The organism is Campylobacter sp. 19-13652 (assembly GCF_019702925.1).
Taxonomy (GTDB): Bacteria; Campylobacterota; Campylobacteria; order Campylobacterales; family Campylobacteraceae; genus Campylobacter_A.
The window spans coordinates 100,156-115,562 of sequence record NZ_AP024713.1 but is presented as its reverse complement, the minus strand read 5'-3'; the positions used below and the strand labels follow the sequence as shown (position 1 = coordinate 115,562).

20 protein-coding genes are annotated in these 15,407 nt (G+C 39.9%); 2 read left to right on the top strand and 18 right to left on the bottom strand.

The window, feature by feature from the left end; all coding sequences use genetic code 11:
* Nucleotides 1–2 precede the first annotated feature (2 nt).
* The 13 genes from LBC_RS00540 to coaE form a co-directional block, all read right to left on the bottom strand.
* Nucleotides 3–587, bottom strand: coding sequence for a C39 family peptidase (locus LBC_RS00540; RefSeq protein WP_221254193.1), 585 nt, complete (start codon nt 585–587; stop codon nt 3–5).
* A complete protein-coding gene (locus LBC_RS00535; protein ID WP_409240983.1) occupies nt 572–1,426 on the bottom strand; it encodes a hypothetical protein in 855 nt (284 codons plus the stop codon). Before LBC_RS00535 ends, LBC_RS00540 begins: the two co-directional genes overlap by 16 nt.
* 39 nt (nt 1,427–1,465) lie before the next feature.
* Nucleotides 1,466–2,215, bottom strand: coding sequence for a hypothetical protein (locus LBC_RS00530; RefSeq protein ID WP_221254192.1), 750 nt, complete (start codon nt 2,213–2,215; stop codon nt 1,466–1,468).
* 2 nt (nt 2,216–2,217) lie between these two features.
* Nucleotides 2,218–2,850 (bottom strand): hypothetical protein, encoded by a 633-nt coding sequence (locus LBC_RS00525; RefSeq protein WP_221254191.1) that lies wholly within the window; start codon nt 2,848–2,850, stop codon nt 2,218–2,220.
* 113 nt (nt 2,851–2,963) lie between these two features.
* Entirely contained in the window at nt 2,964–3,695 is a 732-nt protein-coding gene (locus LBC_RS00520; protein ID WP_221254190.1) for a hypothetical protein, read from the bottom strand.
* 63 nt (nt 3,696–3,758) lie between these two features.
* Nucleotides 3,759–4,400 carry a hypothetical protein gene (locus LBC_RS00515; RefSeq protein ID WP_221254189.1) on the bottom strand — a complete coding sequence of 214 codons (642 nt, stop codon included), beginning with the start codon at nt 4,398–4,400 and terminating at the stop codon, nt 3,759–3,761.
* Between the two features lie 136 nt (nt 4,401–4,536).
* On the bottom strand, nt 4,537–5,016 hold the full coding sequence (locus tag LBC_RS00510; protein ID WP_221254188.1) for a hypothetical protein: 480 nt from the start codon (nt 5,014–5,016) through the stop codon (nt 4,537–4,539).
* 41 nt (nt 5,017–5,057) lie between these two features.
* A complete protein-coding gene (locus LBC_RS00505) occupies nt 5,058–5,441 on the bottom strand; it encodes a hypothetical protein (protein ID WP_221254187.1) in 384 nt (127 codons plus the stop codon).
* Nucleotides 5,442–5,474: 33 nt separating this feature from the next.
* Nucleotides 5,475–6,437: a hypothetical protein gene (locus tag LBC_RS00500; RefSeq protein WP_221254186.1), complete on the bottom strand. Its 963-nt coding sequence runs from the start codon at nt 6,435–6,437 to the stop codon at nt 5,475–5,477.
* 1 nt (nt 6,438) lies between these two features.
* On the bottom strand, nt 6,439–6,753 hold the full coding sequence (locus LBC_RS00495) for a hypothetical protein (RefSeq protein ID WP_221254185.1): 315 nt from the start codon (nt 6,751–6,753) through the stop codon (nt 6,439–6,441).
* Nucleotides 6,746–7,246, bottom strand: coding sequence for a hypothetical protein (locus LBC_RS00490; protein WP_221254184.1), 501 nt, complete (start codon nt 7,244–7,246; stop codon nt 6,746–6,748). The genes LBC_RS00495 and LBC_RS00490 overlap by 8 nt, the downstream gene beginning before the upstream one ends.
* Nucleotides 7,247–7,327: 81 nt before the next feature.
* A complete protein-coding gene (dapF, locus tag LBC_RS00485; protein ID WP_221254183.1) occupies nt 7,328–8,104 on the bottom strand; it encodes a diaminopimelate epimerase in 777 nt (258 codons plus the stop codon).
* On the bottom strand, nt 8,085–8,702 hold the full coding sequence (gene coaE, locus LBC_RS00480; RefSeq protein ID WP_221254182.1) for a dephospho-CoA kinase: 618 nt from the start codon (nt 8,700–8,702) through the stop codon (nt 8,085–8,087). The genes dapF and coaE overlap by 20 nt, the downstream gene beginning before the upstream one ends.
* A gap of 70 nt (nt 8,703–8,772) precedes the next feature.
* Here coaE and purM point away from each other — a divergent pair, with 70 nt between their 5' ends.
* Nucleotides 8,773–9,759 carry a phosphoribosylformylglycinamidine cyclo-ligase gene (gene purM, locus LBC_RS00475; protein ID WP_221254181.1) on the top strand — a complete coding sequence of 329 codons (987 nt, stop codon included), beginning with the start codon at nt 8,773–8,775 and terminating at the stop codon, nt 9,757–9,759.
* Nucleotides 9,760–9,817: 58 nt separating this feature from the next.
* A complete protein-coding gene (locus tag LBC_RS00470) occupies nt 9,818–10,729 on the top strand; it encodes a murein L,D-transpeptidase family protein (RefSeq protein WP_221254180.1) in 912 nt (303 codons plus the stop codon).
* Between the two features lie 653 nt (nt 10,730–11,382).
* Here the strand turns inward: LBC_RS00470 and LBC_RS00465 are convergent.
* The 5 genes from LBC_RS00465 to LBC_RS00445 all read right to left on the bottom strand — a co-directional run bounded on the left by LBC_RS00465 (nt 11,383) and on the right by LBC_RS00445 (nt 15,285).
* Nucleotides 11,383–11,580 carry a hypothetical protein gene (locus LBC_RS00465; RefSeq protein ID WP_221254179.1) on the bottom strand — a complete coding sequence of 66 codons (198 nt, stop codon included), beginning with the start codon at nt 11,578–11,580 and terminating at the stop codon, nt 11,383–11,385.
* A 43-nt stretch (nt 11,581–11,623) separates the two neighbouring features.
* Nucleotides 11,624–11,866 (bottom strand): hypothetical protein, encoded by a 243-nt coding sequence (locus tag LBC_RS00460; RefSeq protein ID WP_221254178.1) that lies wholly within the window; start codon nt 11,864–11,866, stop codon nt 11,624–11,626.
* Nucleotides 11,867–12,196: 330 nt separating this feature from the next.
* Nucleotides 12,197–12,334: a hypothetical protein gene (locus tag LBC_RS00455; protein WP_221254177.1), complete on the bottom strand. Its 138-nt coding sequence runs from the start codon at nt 12,332–12,334 to the stop codon at nt 12,197–12,199.
* Nucleotides 12,335–12,443: 109 nt separating this feature from the next.
* Complete coding sequence (locus LBC_RS00450) at nt 12,444–13,709, bottom strand: anthranilate synthase component I family protein (protein WP_221254176.1); 1,266 nt, start codon at nt 13,707–13,709, stop codon at nt 12,444–12,446.
* Nucleotides 13,696–15,285: a class I SAM-dependent methyltransferase gene (locus LBC_RS00445; protein ID WP_221254175.1), complete on the bottom strand. Its 1,590-nt coding sequence runs from the start codon at nt 15,283–15,285 to the stop codon at nt 13,696–13,698. Before LBC_RS00445 ends, LBC_RS00450 begins: the two co-directional genes overlap by 14 nt.
* Nucleotides 15,286–15,407: the final 122 nt, after the last annotated feature.

Here is a 15,407-nt window from a genome sequence, read left to right as displayed (position 1 = left end):
ACCTATTTCACCTGACTTTTTAACGGCAGACTTAACCCCAGCTCTTTAAATTTATCCACTCCTACTATTAGAACGTATCCGACAGCTTCATTTTTATCCCATACGCTGTAAAACTGCCCCTTGCTTGCTAAGTATTCGCCAAAGCTAGGATCAAGCACGCTTACAAAATCTCCGTCATGGTTAATCGCCACTACAAAATGCGGATAGCGTGGGTCGTTTTCTATTTTGACGATCACAGGCACTTTTAGGCTTTCAAACACGCCCCTGCTTACCTGATAGCCCTCGCTTTCATAGCCAAGCGAGCTAAAGGCGTTTTGTAGCTCTAAAAAGCTTACCATATCGGTGTTTATGCTCTTGCCGTCCTTTTTAAAATGCTCTAGGGCGTCCTTTTCGCTTAGCTTTTTAAAGCTGGTTAAATTTAAAAGCGTAGCCACGCTGGCTGCACCGCAGGACTGCTCGTAAGATTGTCTAGTTACGTTTTGATTGCGTAGTTCGTGGTAGGATTTTACGGCAAAACTGGAAGTTTCTTTAAATTCCGCTCTAGCTAGCCCAGCAGCTAAAAGCAGAATGACTAGAATTTTTGCCATAAGCTAAAGGAAAACACGCTATCAGGTGCTGCGCTGCCGCCACCTAGACTAGCATTAAAGCTAATAGAGGTGTCATCGCTTAGGCTATACGTAGAGCCGACGCTGTAGGTGGGAATAGAGCGGAGGCTGGACGTTTTGCGTCCGCCTGTTTTGCTAGCTGTTTGGAGTCGCTGCTCTATGCCTAAATCAAGCGTGATTTTGGGACTTAGAATGACTGATAAATCTCCACCAAAGAAAAAGGTATTGCCGTATTTTACGCTCGCAAAGCTAAATTTGCGTTTGGCATTGTAGCCAAAGCCAGCATAGAGTGAGTAAATGGCTGGGTCTGAGTAGCCCTTTAGACTGGCTTTAAGGGAGTAGGATTTTAGGTAGAAGTTTTTGCTTTCCCTTAAGGCTCGCTCCTTTTGATAAAGGGCGGCTTGAGCTGTTAGCATAGGCACTAGCTCGCCTATCCTATCGCCCCTGTAATTTACCCCTAGCCACGCCGTGTCAAACTGCGTCCTGCTCTCGCTCTTTGGCTCTAGGGTAGTGTAGCTTTGGTATTCGTTTTGCGTGTAGCTGCCGCCAAATGTGGCTATTAGGTCAAGCTTGCTATTTAAGGCATACATTAGGGTTTGATTTAGGCTTAGTTTTTTGGTGTTGTCCCACACGACTGGGTCGCCTTGGATTGTGAGAGTAGGAAAGCTAGTGTAAACATTTGCATTGCCACTACTTAGAAAGGATAGGCTAGTTACACTTCTAAGCCCTATTTGGTTTTTAAACAGGCTGTCGATTGTGATGGGGTCGGAAGCCATAGCGGCACTTGCTAAAGCCAAACTAAACGCAAAAGTTTTTTTCAAATTTAATCCTTTATTTTATTTTCACTATTTCTAAGATACCTAAGCTAGCTTATCTACCCTATTTTCTGCTACTTTTTTTAGGATTTCAAAGATGTTTTTACCGCCGTTAAACTCACGTTCTATAAATTCATAAAACTGCCGATAATCGCTGCTTGCTTCGTATTTGTATGTTACGCTTTTACTCACTGCTTGAATGGGTTTAAATTTAGCTTTTTCACTCTCTTTTTGGGGCATATTTTTGCTAGATAGCTCTTTTAAAATTTCTATAGCATTTTTAGCGTCATCGTCGTTTAACTCAACGCCAAAGCGCTTTTTTAGTGCATATTGCGCCCACTTTTGCTTAAATTCATCTACACCCATATCGCTATCAAGCAGTGCTGTATCATCTCTGCCGTGAAAAAATATCGTCCTTTTTAACTCCTCGACTTGCAACTCACTATCTTTTAAAGCCTCGATAGTCTCGTCTACGCTATACGCACTACCTATTTTTTTATCACCTAGATTCCACTTTAATCCGAGTGCCAAAGCTCCACTTTCATCGATAAATTTCTTTAAATCATCAACCTGCTCTTTGCCAAAGCTTTCATCAAGCCCCTTAAGCTTTCCCCAAATACTTATCCTGCTTTTATCGCCATCCGCATAGCCACTTAGCGGAGTATCTAAGTGTACTTCTCTTGCATACCAAGATGTATTTTTCAATTTATCTGCATAGCTTGAAGGCTTAAAAAGCCCTAGCTGATTTAACTGACTTATCCTACGTATTGAGTTTGAGAAATTTGATTGAATCAAACTTAAAGCCCTCCCAAACTAGATTCTAATCTTTTTTTAAAAGCATCTCTTAATTCTCTAACTATGCCATATGTATCAACAGAAAGACCACTGCTTATTCTGTGTATAGAGCCATCATCACGATTTACTGCTGCTGTGGCGTATTGAAAATAAGCATACCTAGTACCTCTATTTGTGATACCTATTTTTTTCTCAACAATATAGCCTAGAACATAACGTGACGGCACATATCCTCCTAGAGCCTGAATATACTCTGTTAACCTATTTCTACTTTGTTGCATATGCACTTCTTTATTCTTATCTAGGTAGCACTCTGATTGTCCTAATTTACAAATACCAGCATCATGAGCCACAGATGCATCGTAATCAAAAATGCCATTAGAATCAAATACTACACCTAATTCATTTTTAGAATCAGGGATAGCTAAAACCATTGCAAATGTTGTATTATTATCTGAAACCACTGCTGTATAGTAGCCACCCTTAACATCACTCATCTGGCTATTATTTAATTTTTTAATACCAAAGCTATTATCGCTTATTGCTCCACCTGTGGCTTTACTTAATAAATCACTTGCACTTAAAGAAGTGGTAGCCAAAGCACTAGCTAATGCCAAACTTGCAAATTTTTTCATTTTTAATCCTTATGGGTTTAGGCTTTGGTTTTATTTAGATAATATATAAAATCTAAAACTAAATCAATAATTATGCCTGTATTTTATTATATTTTTTTTTGTTTCTATTTTACTCATGCTAGCTTATCCACCCTACTATCTGCCACTTTTTTTAGAATTTCAAAGACGTTTTTACCGCTGTTAAACTCGCGCTGTATAAATTCATAAAACTTACGATACTCGCTACTTGCTTCATCTTTGTATGTTACGCTTTTACTCACTGCTTGGATAGGTTTAAATTTATCATCGCTTTTATTTTCTTGCTTTGCCAGTTTGGCTGGGTCTTGATTTTTAAGCTCCTTTAGGATATTTAGGGCATTTTTAGCGTCCTCGTCGTTTAACTCCACATTAAAACGTTCTTTTAGTGTATGCCTTGCAAAAGCCGCCTTAAAATCCTCCACGCTCATATCGCTATCGAGCATTTTAATGCTGGGCGTGTGCTTAAAAATAATGTTAGCGACCATAGGCGGATACTGGCTTTTTAGCTCATCCACTGTAAAAGTAGTCTTATTATCCAGCATAAGCCTACCGTCAAACATAGGCAACTTTGTCCTTAAATACGGCAAATGCTCTATCGCCAGACCACCGCTTTCATCGATAAATTTCTTTAAATCATCAATCTGGCTTTTATCAAAATCAGGGTCATAGCCCAGTAATTTACCCCAAATGCTAACCTTTGCCTCAGTATCATCTGTATAGCCAGAAAGAGGATAGCCATGCCTGTAATAAAGCTTTGCTTGCTCCTTTTGGCTAAGCTCTAAAAACTCAGTAGGGCTTAAATTTGTATTTGGGATTTTATCTATCATCTTAAGTTGACCTAAAGAATGATTAAAATCCAATTGAGATATAAGCATTGCTTTTACCCTAAATTAAAAATTATAATTATTAGGAAAGTTAAGCTCTGTCTCCAATTTATCTTTTGTAATATCTCTAAGTTCCCTCACTATTGTATTATTAAAATTTGTTGTTGTTATGGGATGTATGCTTTTTTTACCAATATTATATGCTGCTGTACCATAGGAAAAGTATACATTTCTATTACCATATCTATCGGTTATGATATTCTTTTTAACAGTAAAAGCTAAAAGATAACCTTCTACTAATTTATAGTCGCCAAGAGCTTGAACATATTCCATAAATCTATTTTTACTTCTTTGCGAGTGAGTATAGGTTTTATCATTAGAATAGCAACTTCTTACGCCAGCGTCACATATTCCAGTATCCAATTCAGAATAAAGACCAAGTAATTTACCACTATCGTGATCCCTTAATACCCCTAATTCAGAAAAATCATCAGGAGCGGCAACAGCTATAGCCATATCAGAACTAACAGCTGCACTTAAAATAACATATCCACCCTTAACATCACTCATCTGGCTATTATTCAATTTTTTAATACCAAAGCTATTATCGCTTATTGCTCCACCTGTGGCTTTACTTAATAAATCGCTTGCACTTAAAGAAGTGGTAGCCAAAGCACTAGCTAATGCCAAACTTGCAAATTTTTTCATTTTTAATCTTTCATGGGTTTAGGTTTTGGTTTTATTTAGATAATATATAAAATCTAAAACTAAATCAATAATTATGCCTATATTTTATTATATTTTTATTTTTTGTTTCTATTTTACTCACGCTAACTTATTCACTCTATGCCCTTACATCAAGCGAAATTTGTGCGCCGATGTCGTCTTTTATGCCATTTTCAAGCTCTTTTAGCTCTTTTAAAAACTTAGGGTCATAGTGGCGTATCAGCTCCTTTTCGTCCTGAGTGAGCGTAGCTTCGCCAGCTGAGAGCGCCTTTAGCTGGGCGGCTAAAAGCTGAGCCATTTTTATATCCTCCTCGCTCATTTGCGCCTTGCCCGTGCTTGGATTTATGGGCGGCAGGGCTGGGGTTTTGGCGTCTTTTATGTCAAAGTCCGCCAGCTGTTTTTTAGCGACGTTTAGGAAAAACTCCCTTTGCTGCGCCCTTGGGGCAAACTCAGAAAAGCTAAGCACACCGTCAGTGTTTACGTCCTTTGCAAGCATATCATTTAGCTCGCCCTCTATCGTGTCTTTGCCGTTTGCAAACACCTGAGCGTCCTGTGGCATTTTGCCTTCCACAAAGTCAGCATTTGCCACGTAAGCCACCGCACTCTCATCACCTAGAGCGTAAATCTCGACGTGGGCGTTTACATAGCCATTTGGCTCGCCGCTTGCATATCCCGCTCATCTGCGATATTAGCAAACCACCCAGCCACGTAAGCCTCCGCCATGCCGCTTAGCACGTAGCCGCTTTTGCCGCTATAAACCTCATCATCGCCAAAGAAATTTTTAAGCTTTTGGATATTCTCATCGCTAAGCGCAACCGAGATAATCTCCCCTGAGCTAGCTTCTTTAAAGTGCGTCATCACTCCGTCTGATTTTGGGATTTGCAGTGCGCTTAGCAGGCTCTCATCAAGCGCGCTAAGCTGCTGGGTGTCCCTACTTTGTGGCGTATTTAGCTTGATTTTATAAATTTCATTTTTAGCCACCGCACTGTCGTCATAGATAAAATTACTTGAGTTAACTATCATAGCAAAATATCCTGCTATCCGCCACTACCACACCTAAACCACTCTATCTAGCCTAGCGCCTGGCTCTTTTTTGCTAAAATCACTCAAAAACTCATCGCTAGATTTTAAAAGCCCGCTATCTTGCAATACCTGTCTCTCATTAGGGCTTAGAGCGTCTTGCCCCATAGCTTGGGCTTTTGCACTAGCTGCCATAGCCTTACTTTGGTCGCTATTTTGCCTTTGTAAGCCCATTATATTGTTAATATCCTGCTTAGCGTGGGCAACTAAGGGATTGTTACTATTGCTATGATTTATCAACTGAGTAGGATTAGGCTCCTGCATTTTCAAAACTGATTTTTTCATATATTCTATGCGCTCATTTTGGCTTAGAGCTTCATTATGACTTATCACTGCGTCTAGGTTTTTGTCTTTGGATATGGTTTTATTTAGCTCAGCTTCTATGCTGTGGCTTGTGCTAGATAGCCCTGCCCCAGCTGCTTTTTGATAGCTTATCACATCTGTTGTTTTTACAAAGCTGATGCTGCCATTTTTTATCTCATATATGCCGTTTTCTTTAAAGGCTGATTTTGTATTTGCCATTTGCGCTTTATCTAAAAAGCCGTCATTATCGCTATCAGCTTTTAAATACTCCCTATTATAGGCAATATCGCCAAACCACCCAGCCACGTAAGCCCCAGCCCCACCGTTTAATATAATGCTACCATCATCCCTAGTAAAAAAGTCACTTTTGTCAAATTTATCCCTAATGGCTTGTAGGTTTTCATCGCTTAGTCCTAGTTTTACGTATTCGCCACTTTGTGCGTCTTGGAAATAGACCATATTAGAAAACTCGCCAGTATCGCCGCTTGATACCTTTTTAGCGCTCACAAAAGCGTCTACGTTTTTGGATAAATTTGCCAGCTCATCATCGCTTTTATAGGTCTTAGCGACTGACATCGCCCTAAATATATCAGCATTTAAGCTAGTATCAAATTTTGTGTTTAAAAAATTTAACATCTTACGCCCTTATGTCTACCCTACTTTTTGCCACCTTTTTTAAAATCTCAAATATGTTTTTACCACCATTAAGCTCACGCTGCATAAATTCATAAAACTGTCGATACTCATTTGTAGTTTCGTCTTTATATGTCACGCTTTTACCCACTGCTTGGATGGGTTTAAATTTAGCTTTTTCACTCTCTTTTTGGAGTATATTTTTGCTAGATAGCTCTTTTAAAATTTCTATAGCATTTTTAGCGTCCTCGTCGTTTAACTCCACGCCAAAGCACTTTTTTAGCGCATATTGCGCCCATTTTTGTTTAAATTCATCCACGCTTATCGCTATCAAGCAGATTTACAAGCAGCTCTTTACTCACAAGGCTAGCAAGTCTACCAGGCTCATAAATCCTAGCAAACTCATCAACACTATAAGCCTCCTTTTGCCCCTGAAAAAGGCTCGTCTCAAAGCCAGCGCCCAGCATTTTGCTTTCACTAATAAATTCTTTTAGCTCCCTTATTTTGGGCACACTAAAGCTCTCATTATAGCCTAGAATTTTACCCCAAATGCTGACCTTTAACTCGCCTTTATCATTGGTGTAGCCACTTAGTGGGTAGTTAAAGCGATCAAAGACTTTTGTGCGCTCTTTTTTCTCCAAATGCCCAAATTCGGATAAAAGCTCAAACCGCCCTGCGCTTTTATCTACATACACTTTTTTCACGCTAGCCTCATCTGGGCTTTTAAAGCCCATTTTTAGGGCTATTTTGCGATTATTATTAAACTCTGCAATGGGTTTAAATTTATTCGTAGATATGGGATTTGCCCTCATAGCCTCACCTAAAAATTATTTAGATATTGTTTAATATCGTCAAATTTTTAATTTTCTTTAGGCTGCAAGGGCGGATAAAATCTATAAATTTATAAAAGCATCAAAGCAGTGTGACACCGCACCTTTAAAATATATGCGCCCGTTTTCTAGCCTTAGCCCCAGCTCCTCGCCACTTTTTGGATAGACTGCACAGCTATCGCTTAAAGTACCGTTTAAATTTGCCACGTAAAAGCAAGCCGCCATGCCAGTACCGCACGCCATAGTCTCATTTTCCACGCCACGCTCGTAGGTGCGTACGTAAAGCTTGCCGTCTTTAAGGCTAGCGTAGTTTACGTTTGCGTTAAATTTATGGCGCATTTTGCGTGCAAGCTCTACGCTAAACTCGCCCAAATCCTCGCAAAAGCTCACAAGATGAGGCACACCTGTATCAGCTAGCATCCAGATTCTATCCTCATCGGCAAACTCCGCTTTTATAAGGCTTGGCTTTGTTAACGCCACCTCTACCACCGTATCAGCCGACCCAGCTAGCCCAGTGCTTGCAAGCCTCTTAAGCACGTTAGCCTCTATCTCTCCGCTTATTGTTAAAAGGTTCACGCTCTTGCCACAAAGCCCATTATCATACGCATACGCTATCGCTGCACGCGAGCCGTTGCCGCACATTTCAGCGACACTACCGTCATTATTGTAAAACTCCCAGACTAGCCCATTTTCACGTGGCTTTAGCACGATAAGTCCATCAGCCCCCACGCCCTCGTGCCTATCGCAAAGCCTACGTGCAAGTGCGCCTCTATCCTCGCTATAAAATGTGTGAAATATCACAAAATCATTTCCACTTGCGTTATATTTTGATACTCTCATATCTCTCCTTTATTAGGGCTATTAGTCGTTCGCATTCGCCTTGTAGCTGCTTTAGGCTGCCTGAGTTTTGTATGATAATGCTTGCTTTTTCACGCTTTAGCTCTATATCAATTTGAGCCTCTATCCTAAAAAGCGCCTCATCATCGCTTAGATTATTTCTAGCTTTTACACGGCTTAATAGCACCTGCTTTGGAGCATAAACTAGCACCACTTCCTCAAAGCAGCCGCCATAAATTTGCTCCTTTTCAAAATAAAGCGGAATATCGACAAAATAGGGTAAATTAAGCGCACTAAGCCGCCCACACTCGCTAAAAATCTCATCCCGTATATCCATAGACACTATCGCTTCAAGGCGCGCTAGCTGCGCCCTATCGCCAAAGACTATCGCACCAAGCCGAGCCCTATCTACTCTGCCATTTTCTAGCACACTCTCTCCAAACTCACATGCTACCTTATCAGCGTTTTTATCAAGCACCTTATGAGCTATAATATCTGCGTCAATGACGCTAAAGCCGTATGTTTTAAGGAGCGCACAAAGCGTGCTTTTGCCGCTACCTATGCTACCAGTTATGCAAAATGAATGTTTAAAAATAGCCATTTTTATCACTTTTTAATGGCATTTTATCAAATTTTGGCTAAACTTTATCAAATTTTTCTAGGAGCTATGAATGATAAGTTACAAAGACGCAGGTGTAGATATAGACGCAGGCGCGGATCTAGTTGAGCGCATAAAACCTCACGTAAAACGCACACAAACCCCACTTTGCATAGGTGGCATAGGCTCATTTGCAGGGGCTATTAGGATTCCAGCTGGGTATAAAAACCCAGCCATACTAGGCGCTACTGATGGAGTTGGCACAAAGCTTAGACTAGCCATTGATACTGGGCTAATTGACGGTGTAGGGCAGGATTTAGTTGCTATGTGCGTAAATGATCTAATCTGTAACTTTGCCACCCCCATAGCTTTTTTAGACTACTACGCCACCGCAAAGCTTGATGTTGGTGTTGCTCAGCGTGTAATAGCAGGCATAGCTAGAGGCTGTGAGATAGCCGAATGTGCACTAATAGGCGGCGAAACTGCTGAGATGCCATCGATGTATCACGAGGGAGACTTTGACCTGGCTGGCTTTGCCATAGGAGTAGCCGAAGAGGACGAAATAGACAGAAGCGAACATGTAAAAAATGGCGACTTGCTAGTAGCGCTTCCTAGTTCTGGACTTCATTCAAACGGCTACTCACTAGCTAGAAAAGTAATATCTAAACGTGCGCTAGACATAACAAGCGAGAGCATAGACGGAGTAAGCCTAGCCAAAGCCCTGCTAGAGCCTACAAAAATTTATGTAAAAGAGTTTAAAAAACTAAAAACGCATATCCACGCCTTAGCGCACATCACAGGAGGCGGCATAGTCGAAAATCTACCTAGAATTTTGCCAGATAATCTAGGCGCAAAGGTTGATAAATCTGCCATAAAAGTGCCTAAAATTTACTCACTATTTGATGGCTTTGTCGCAGATGAGGAGCTTTATAGGACGTTTAATATGGGCGTAGGCATGGTGCTTGTAGTGCCTGCTAGCTCGCTTTCATACGTGCTAGAAAACTCAGACGGCTACGTAATCGGCGAAATAATCAAAGGCAGTGGAGTAAAATGGGCGTAAATGCAAGCCTTGTTTAAATTTGACAAGTTATAATTTGAGAAAAATTTTAAGGATAGCTTTGAATAAAATAGTAAAATTATTTTTAACTTTTGCGCTTTGTGCTACGGCTTTAAGCGCTAGCAAACAAGACGTTAACTGGTGGAAAGAAAAACTTAAAAATGACGATCTACGCTATGGATACTACGATATGCCCGAGCTTATCATAGCAGTCAGCAAACTAAAGCGAAAGCTCGATCTTTACGAATATGATCACGGCGAGCTAAAGGAGCAGTTTGACTCAAGCGTAATGGTCGGTAAAAACGGACAAAAGCTAATAGAAGGCGATCTAAAAACGCCTGTTGGGGTGTATGAGCTAACAGCACGCTTTAAGCCAAAAGATAGCTACCTAGGGCCGCTTGCATTTTCACTTTCATATCCAAATCTACTCGATAAAATCCAAGGGCGCAAGGGAAGTGGTATTTGGATACACGGCTATCCGCTAAATGGCGGACGCACAGATGATAACACACGTGGCTGTATCGTGCTAAAAAACGATCTTTTGCTCGATTTTGACACGCGCATAGATCATATTAGGGCTCTGGCTGTAGTCTCTGAGGATGGCTATACTCACGGTACATTAGAGGAGATTTCTAGCATTTTAGCAGCACTTTATCAGTGGCAAAATGCGTGGATACAAAGCGATATAAAATGGTATTTAAGCTTTTATGATGAAAGTTTTCGTCGCTATGATGGAATGAAATTTGATGAGTTTAGCGCATATAAGAATAGGATTTTTGCCAAAAAGGAAAAAAAGAGAATAAACTTCTCAAAACTAAGCCTAACCCCATATCCTGACATAGGACAGGGCAGAATTTATCGCCTAGCCTTTTATGAAAACTACAAGGCAAAAAGCCACAAATTTGAAGGCGACAAGGTGCTATTTATCCGTATAAACGACAAAGGCGAACCAAAGATAATATTAGAAAAATAGTCCACATAAAACGCAGCAAGCAAGCAGGGCAAGGCTAATAAATTTGTTTATGTGAGTTAGCTATGCTATTGCGCTTTAGCTCGTCTGCAATGCACGCTAGCGCTAATCTCTGCGCTAGCAAATCCCAAGCTACTAAAATGCGCACCAAAAAGGGCTTTGTTCACAAAATAAGTTGCTCAGAAGCTATAAATTTAAAGCGCACAATCAAAAGTCAAAATATAAATATAGTCCAAATAAAACTTAATCTTTTAAAACAATACTAGCACTTTACAAATTTCAATAAAAAGCCCTAGCCAGATATAAGTGACTTATTCATCACTCATATCACAAAGTAATATACTTACCAACCCCTAGTTACTTCGTTGCACCTAGACCAAACGGATTTTGCGCTAAGTGGGACATAAAACAAAGATTTTAACTTAAACCCCTATTAAACCCCAATACTTAAAATGTGTTTTTGTATTATTTCCTCTTAATCTTACTGTATCTAAGGCTAAAATTATAAATACAATCAACTTTTGATTTTAGTTTTTGTAGGTAACCAAGTTTTTTATTTGTGGCTATAAGCGACTTTTCTAATTCATTTAGCCTTTTGTTTATGCCTGATAACTTTATAAAAATCAGCCAATTAATGGTAAGCTCTTTTAAAGCAGTCATAATCTCATTCTCGCTTTTGCTAATCTTAGTAAGTAGTGTAAAAGCCCTATCTGAGATTTGCCAGTTATGGTAGTGTGGTAAAACTCACTTTCTACGTCACTGCCCTCAGTTTGTTTTCTTTCATAGATTGCATATTCGCCCTGCAAAAGCTTTGGCTTTTTGAGCACCGCAAGGCAAAGCCATACCAATGACATTATTATTGCCTAGTTTATTCCTTATTAGTGTTTTTGCCATTACTTATTTTCCTCCCATTAATGCGTCAAATTTTAAGCTTAAATATTCACATTTGGTATCTATATCATAGCCACAATCAAAATTACCGATAATAGCAGTCTCTAAATCGCTTATACCTTTTGCGGTATTAATATGTGGCAAATGAACCATAATCGATAATCGTCCTGTAACGTCTTTTTTGCCAACAATTAGCTTTTTTAAAATGAAGTTTTTTAAAACAACAACCTCTTTAAAAACCGCAACCATGCCTTGTTTTACAAAAGCTCTGTTTTTCTTACACTACAGAAGCGTATGAAAGCTGAAAATAACTTATTGCTATGCGTGTATTAAGTTGTGCTAAGTTTCCAAAGGAAGCAAAACTGAACGCTTTAGAGTGAAAATAAAAGCTGCATTAAAACCGTACCAACACTAAATAGCAACAATGATAATACCAAAACCACTTACGAAAATTAATGGTGCGAGCCTACACTGGGCTTAAAATTTATAATTAAATCTTTTAAAAAGCATTTAAATTTTAGCAAATATTACAAAGCGTACAAATAAGCTTTATTAAAATCACAAACAAGCGGTTAAGCACTAAATAAAAATAGATAAAAAGAGCTGGATAAATTTAAAAAGTCTTAAATTTATCCAAATCAGGCTAGCGGTATTTGGTAGATAGTTAAATTTATCCCAAAACGAAGTAAAAACTGGGCTTAAAACAGCTTTACGCATTTAGGCAGCAAAAGCAAATTTAGCCCATTTTTACTCAATAAATAAATTTTCGCAGATTAGTCCGCGCAAATGTCATACCAAACATCAAAGCACAAAGCCAAAATAGAGTCTAAACTCGCCTAGCCACACGCTCAAAAACCTTAACCAAACTTGCCCTTTTGTGGTTTATCTCCGCATACTCTTTAGCCGGAATACTATCATACACTACCCCTGCTCCAGCTCCGATAAATATGCGATTTTTACCACCATTTGGGATAAAAATAGCACTTCTTATAAGTATGGCAAGCTGCACGTCGCCATTAAAATGCAAAAATCCTATCCCACCGCCATATATGCCCCTGCCATCACGCTCAAGCTCGTCAATTATCTGCATGGCGCGGATCTTTGGCGTGCCGCTAAGCGTACCCGCTGGGAAAATGCTAGCCATGGCCAAAAAGCCGTCCTTATCCCTATCTAGCCGTCCATACACATCGCTTTCAATATGCATGACGCTTTCATAAAATTTAACATGCATGGCATTTTTTACCACCACGCTAGCTGGCACTGCCACACGCCCTATGTCATTTCTGGCTAGGTCTATTAGCATTCTATGCTCGGCTAGTTCTTTAGCGTCACTTAGTAGTGCCGTCTTAGCCGCCTCATCTACGCTAACATCCCCTGTCCTAGGGGCTGTACCAGCGATAGGAGCGACAAAGATAGTGCTATCTTTTAGGCTAAAAACTAGCTCAGGCGAGCTACCCACAACTGTTCCAAAAGGCGTTGGAAAATGATACATATATGGGCTTGGGTTTGCCTCTCTAAGCGCGCAGTAAAACTGCATAGTCTTTATATCGCTTTCTATCTCAAGCTGACTAGCAAGCACAATCTGAAATGCGTCTCCAGCAGCGATATACTCCTTTGCACGCTCTACCATAGCTAAAAAATGCGCCTTTTCAGCCTGAGTGTCACTAAGCACACTAAAAGTAGCATCCGTTTGAGCTGGCTGCGTATCCTTTAGCTCTAAAAGTGGCTCATAATACCTTTGCCTATCGCCGTAAAAAGTATAAAATTTACTGCTTTTATCATAGTGCAAATACGCCCTAGCATTTGCAAAAGCATAGGCTGGGAAATCATATGGCGCGTCCTTAGCAGGGGCGGTTGACTCAAAAAGGCTCACGCACTTATAGCCAAGCACACCAAAAAGCCCAGCAAACGGCGCATTTATAGCATCTGTTTTATTGGCCTCATAGCATGAGCGCAGCTCGCTAATCTCATCACCCCAGTAAAACTCGCAATCTATGCCGATGATGACTTGCTCTCTATCCTCGGCTATGTACGAGTTTTTATAAGTTTTTTGCAAGCATTCGTAGTATTTAAATGGGCTAAGCAGTAGCACTCTCTCCCTCCTTTATCTCCTCAAAATAATAAGCCGCCTCAAGCTTTTGCGATAAATTTAAAACAAGCTCATAAGCATCTATCTCCTGTCCCATTTTCGCGGCTATGGTTTTGGCATTTTTAGCGATTTGCTCTATCGTTTCGCCGTTAAACAGCAAGGCTACGCTTGATTCAAGCTGGCCTAGGCTAATCCTCTCATTTAGCTCATTTGCCATAGCAATGACAGGGTTTTGCGTCTTACTAAAATACTCCAAATATCCCTTAAACCTTGGCTTTAGGCGTGTCTTTTTAGCTTCATATTTTATATTTTTTAGCGGATAAACCGACATATTTGGCTGAGCATTTGCCACCACATCAAGCAGGGCTAAATATATGCTTTTAATCTCATCTTGTGAAATGTCTGCTTTAAATTTAGATAAAATTTGATTAAAGCTTAGGCTTGCTGGATAAGCCTCATTAAACATCTCATAAAGCCACGCATAAGCCTCATTTTGTCGCAATCCACAGCTATAATACCCATCATCTTTTTTGTCAAATTTAACCGCAAAATGAAGCGATAAAAGTGAGTCTGATTTTACGCTTATATCCCACTCTGGCGTGCCAGCGCTCGCGCCACCTAGCATCTGAGGGCGGACTATGATAGCCTTGCGAAAGGAGCGATTATACATAAAATCATTTAGCTGCTCGCGGCTTTCTTTGCTTTTATAATTTGCCCTTATATGACTGTCAAATCTAGGTATACCAACATTTGTAATAAACGCGTCCACAAGGCTAGCATCAAGTAAATAGCAAAGCCCAGCCTCACGCAAAAGCTTGCTAAAATGGCTAAAATATATTGGATCATTTGATGGCTCTAAAAACTCATGGCTTATATAAAAATCCTTGCCCGATTTTATGAGCTTTCTAGTAAATTCAGCCTGAGAGGCCAGTAGCTGCTGGGTCTGGCTTGCTATTTTTTTATCAGAGCCACTTAAGCTTTGTAGGCTAAATTTAAAATAATCAAGCAAAAACGAAAGTTCCTTATCGCACTTTTTTATCGCATCATCGCCCACGCTATCGCCGCTTGCAAAGAGCATAAACTCACGGATGATACTTAAGCTAGACCAGCCTGGAAGAACGTTAAAAGACACCTGTGCGACACCATGCGGACTAAGGAGAGTGCTTATTTTTTCAAGCATAGCTTTTCGTATACTCTCGCTCACCCAGCTAAATACGCCATGAGCGATGATAAAATCAAACTCGCCTAAGCTTTTCATGTCAGCTTCGCTGAGGCTTGCTATGTCGCGCTCGTAAAATTCGATATTTGTAAGATTAAACTGCTCCTTTAGCTCATTTGCCTTTGCTATTTGTGCGCCGCTTATATCTATGCCAACTACGTGCGCATGCTTAAAAGCAAGGGCAAACGAAAAGATATTACCGCCATAGCTACAGCCTATCTCAAGCACCCTTGCATTTTCTAAATCAAAATCTTTAAGCTTTAAAAACTCCATAACAGCCGCAAGCCGAACCGGGCTAAAATCCCTAAAAGCATCTGAAAAATATGGAATTTTATCATAGTACTGTTTCACATCACGCATCAAATTTCCTAATTTTATTTACCAAAATACGCCAAAAGCACACTCTAAAGCCCAAAGGCAAGAATAAATTTAAAGAGCGATAAATTTAAAGGTCATTTTATCCTAAAAAAGATAAATTTATT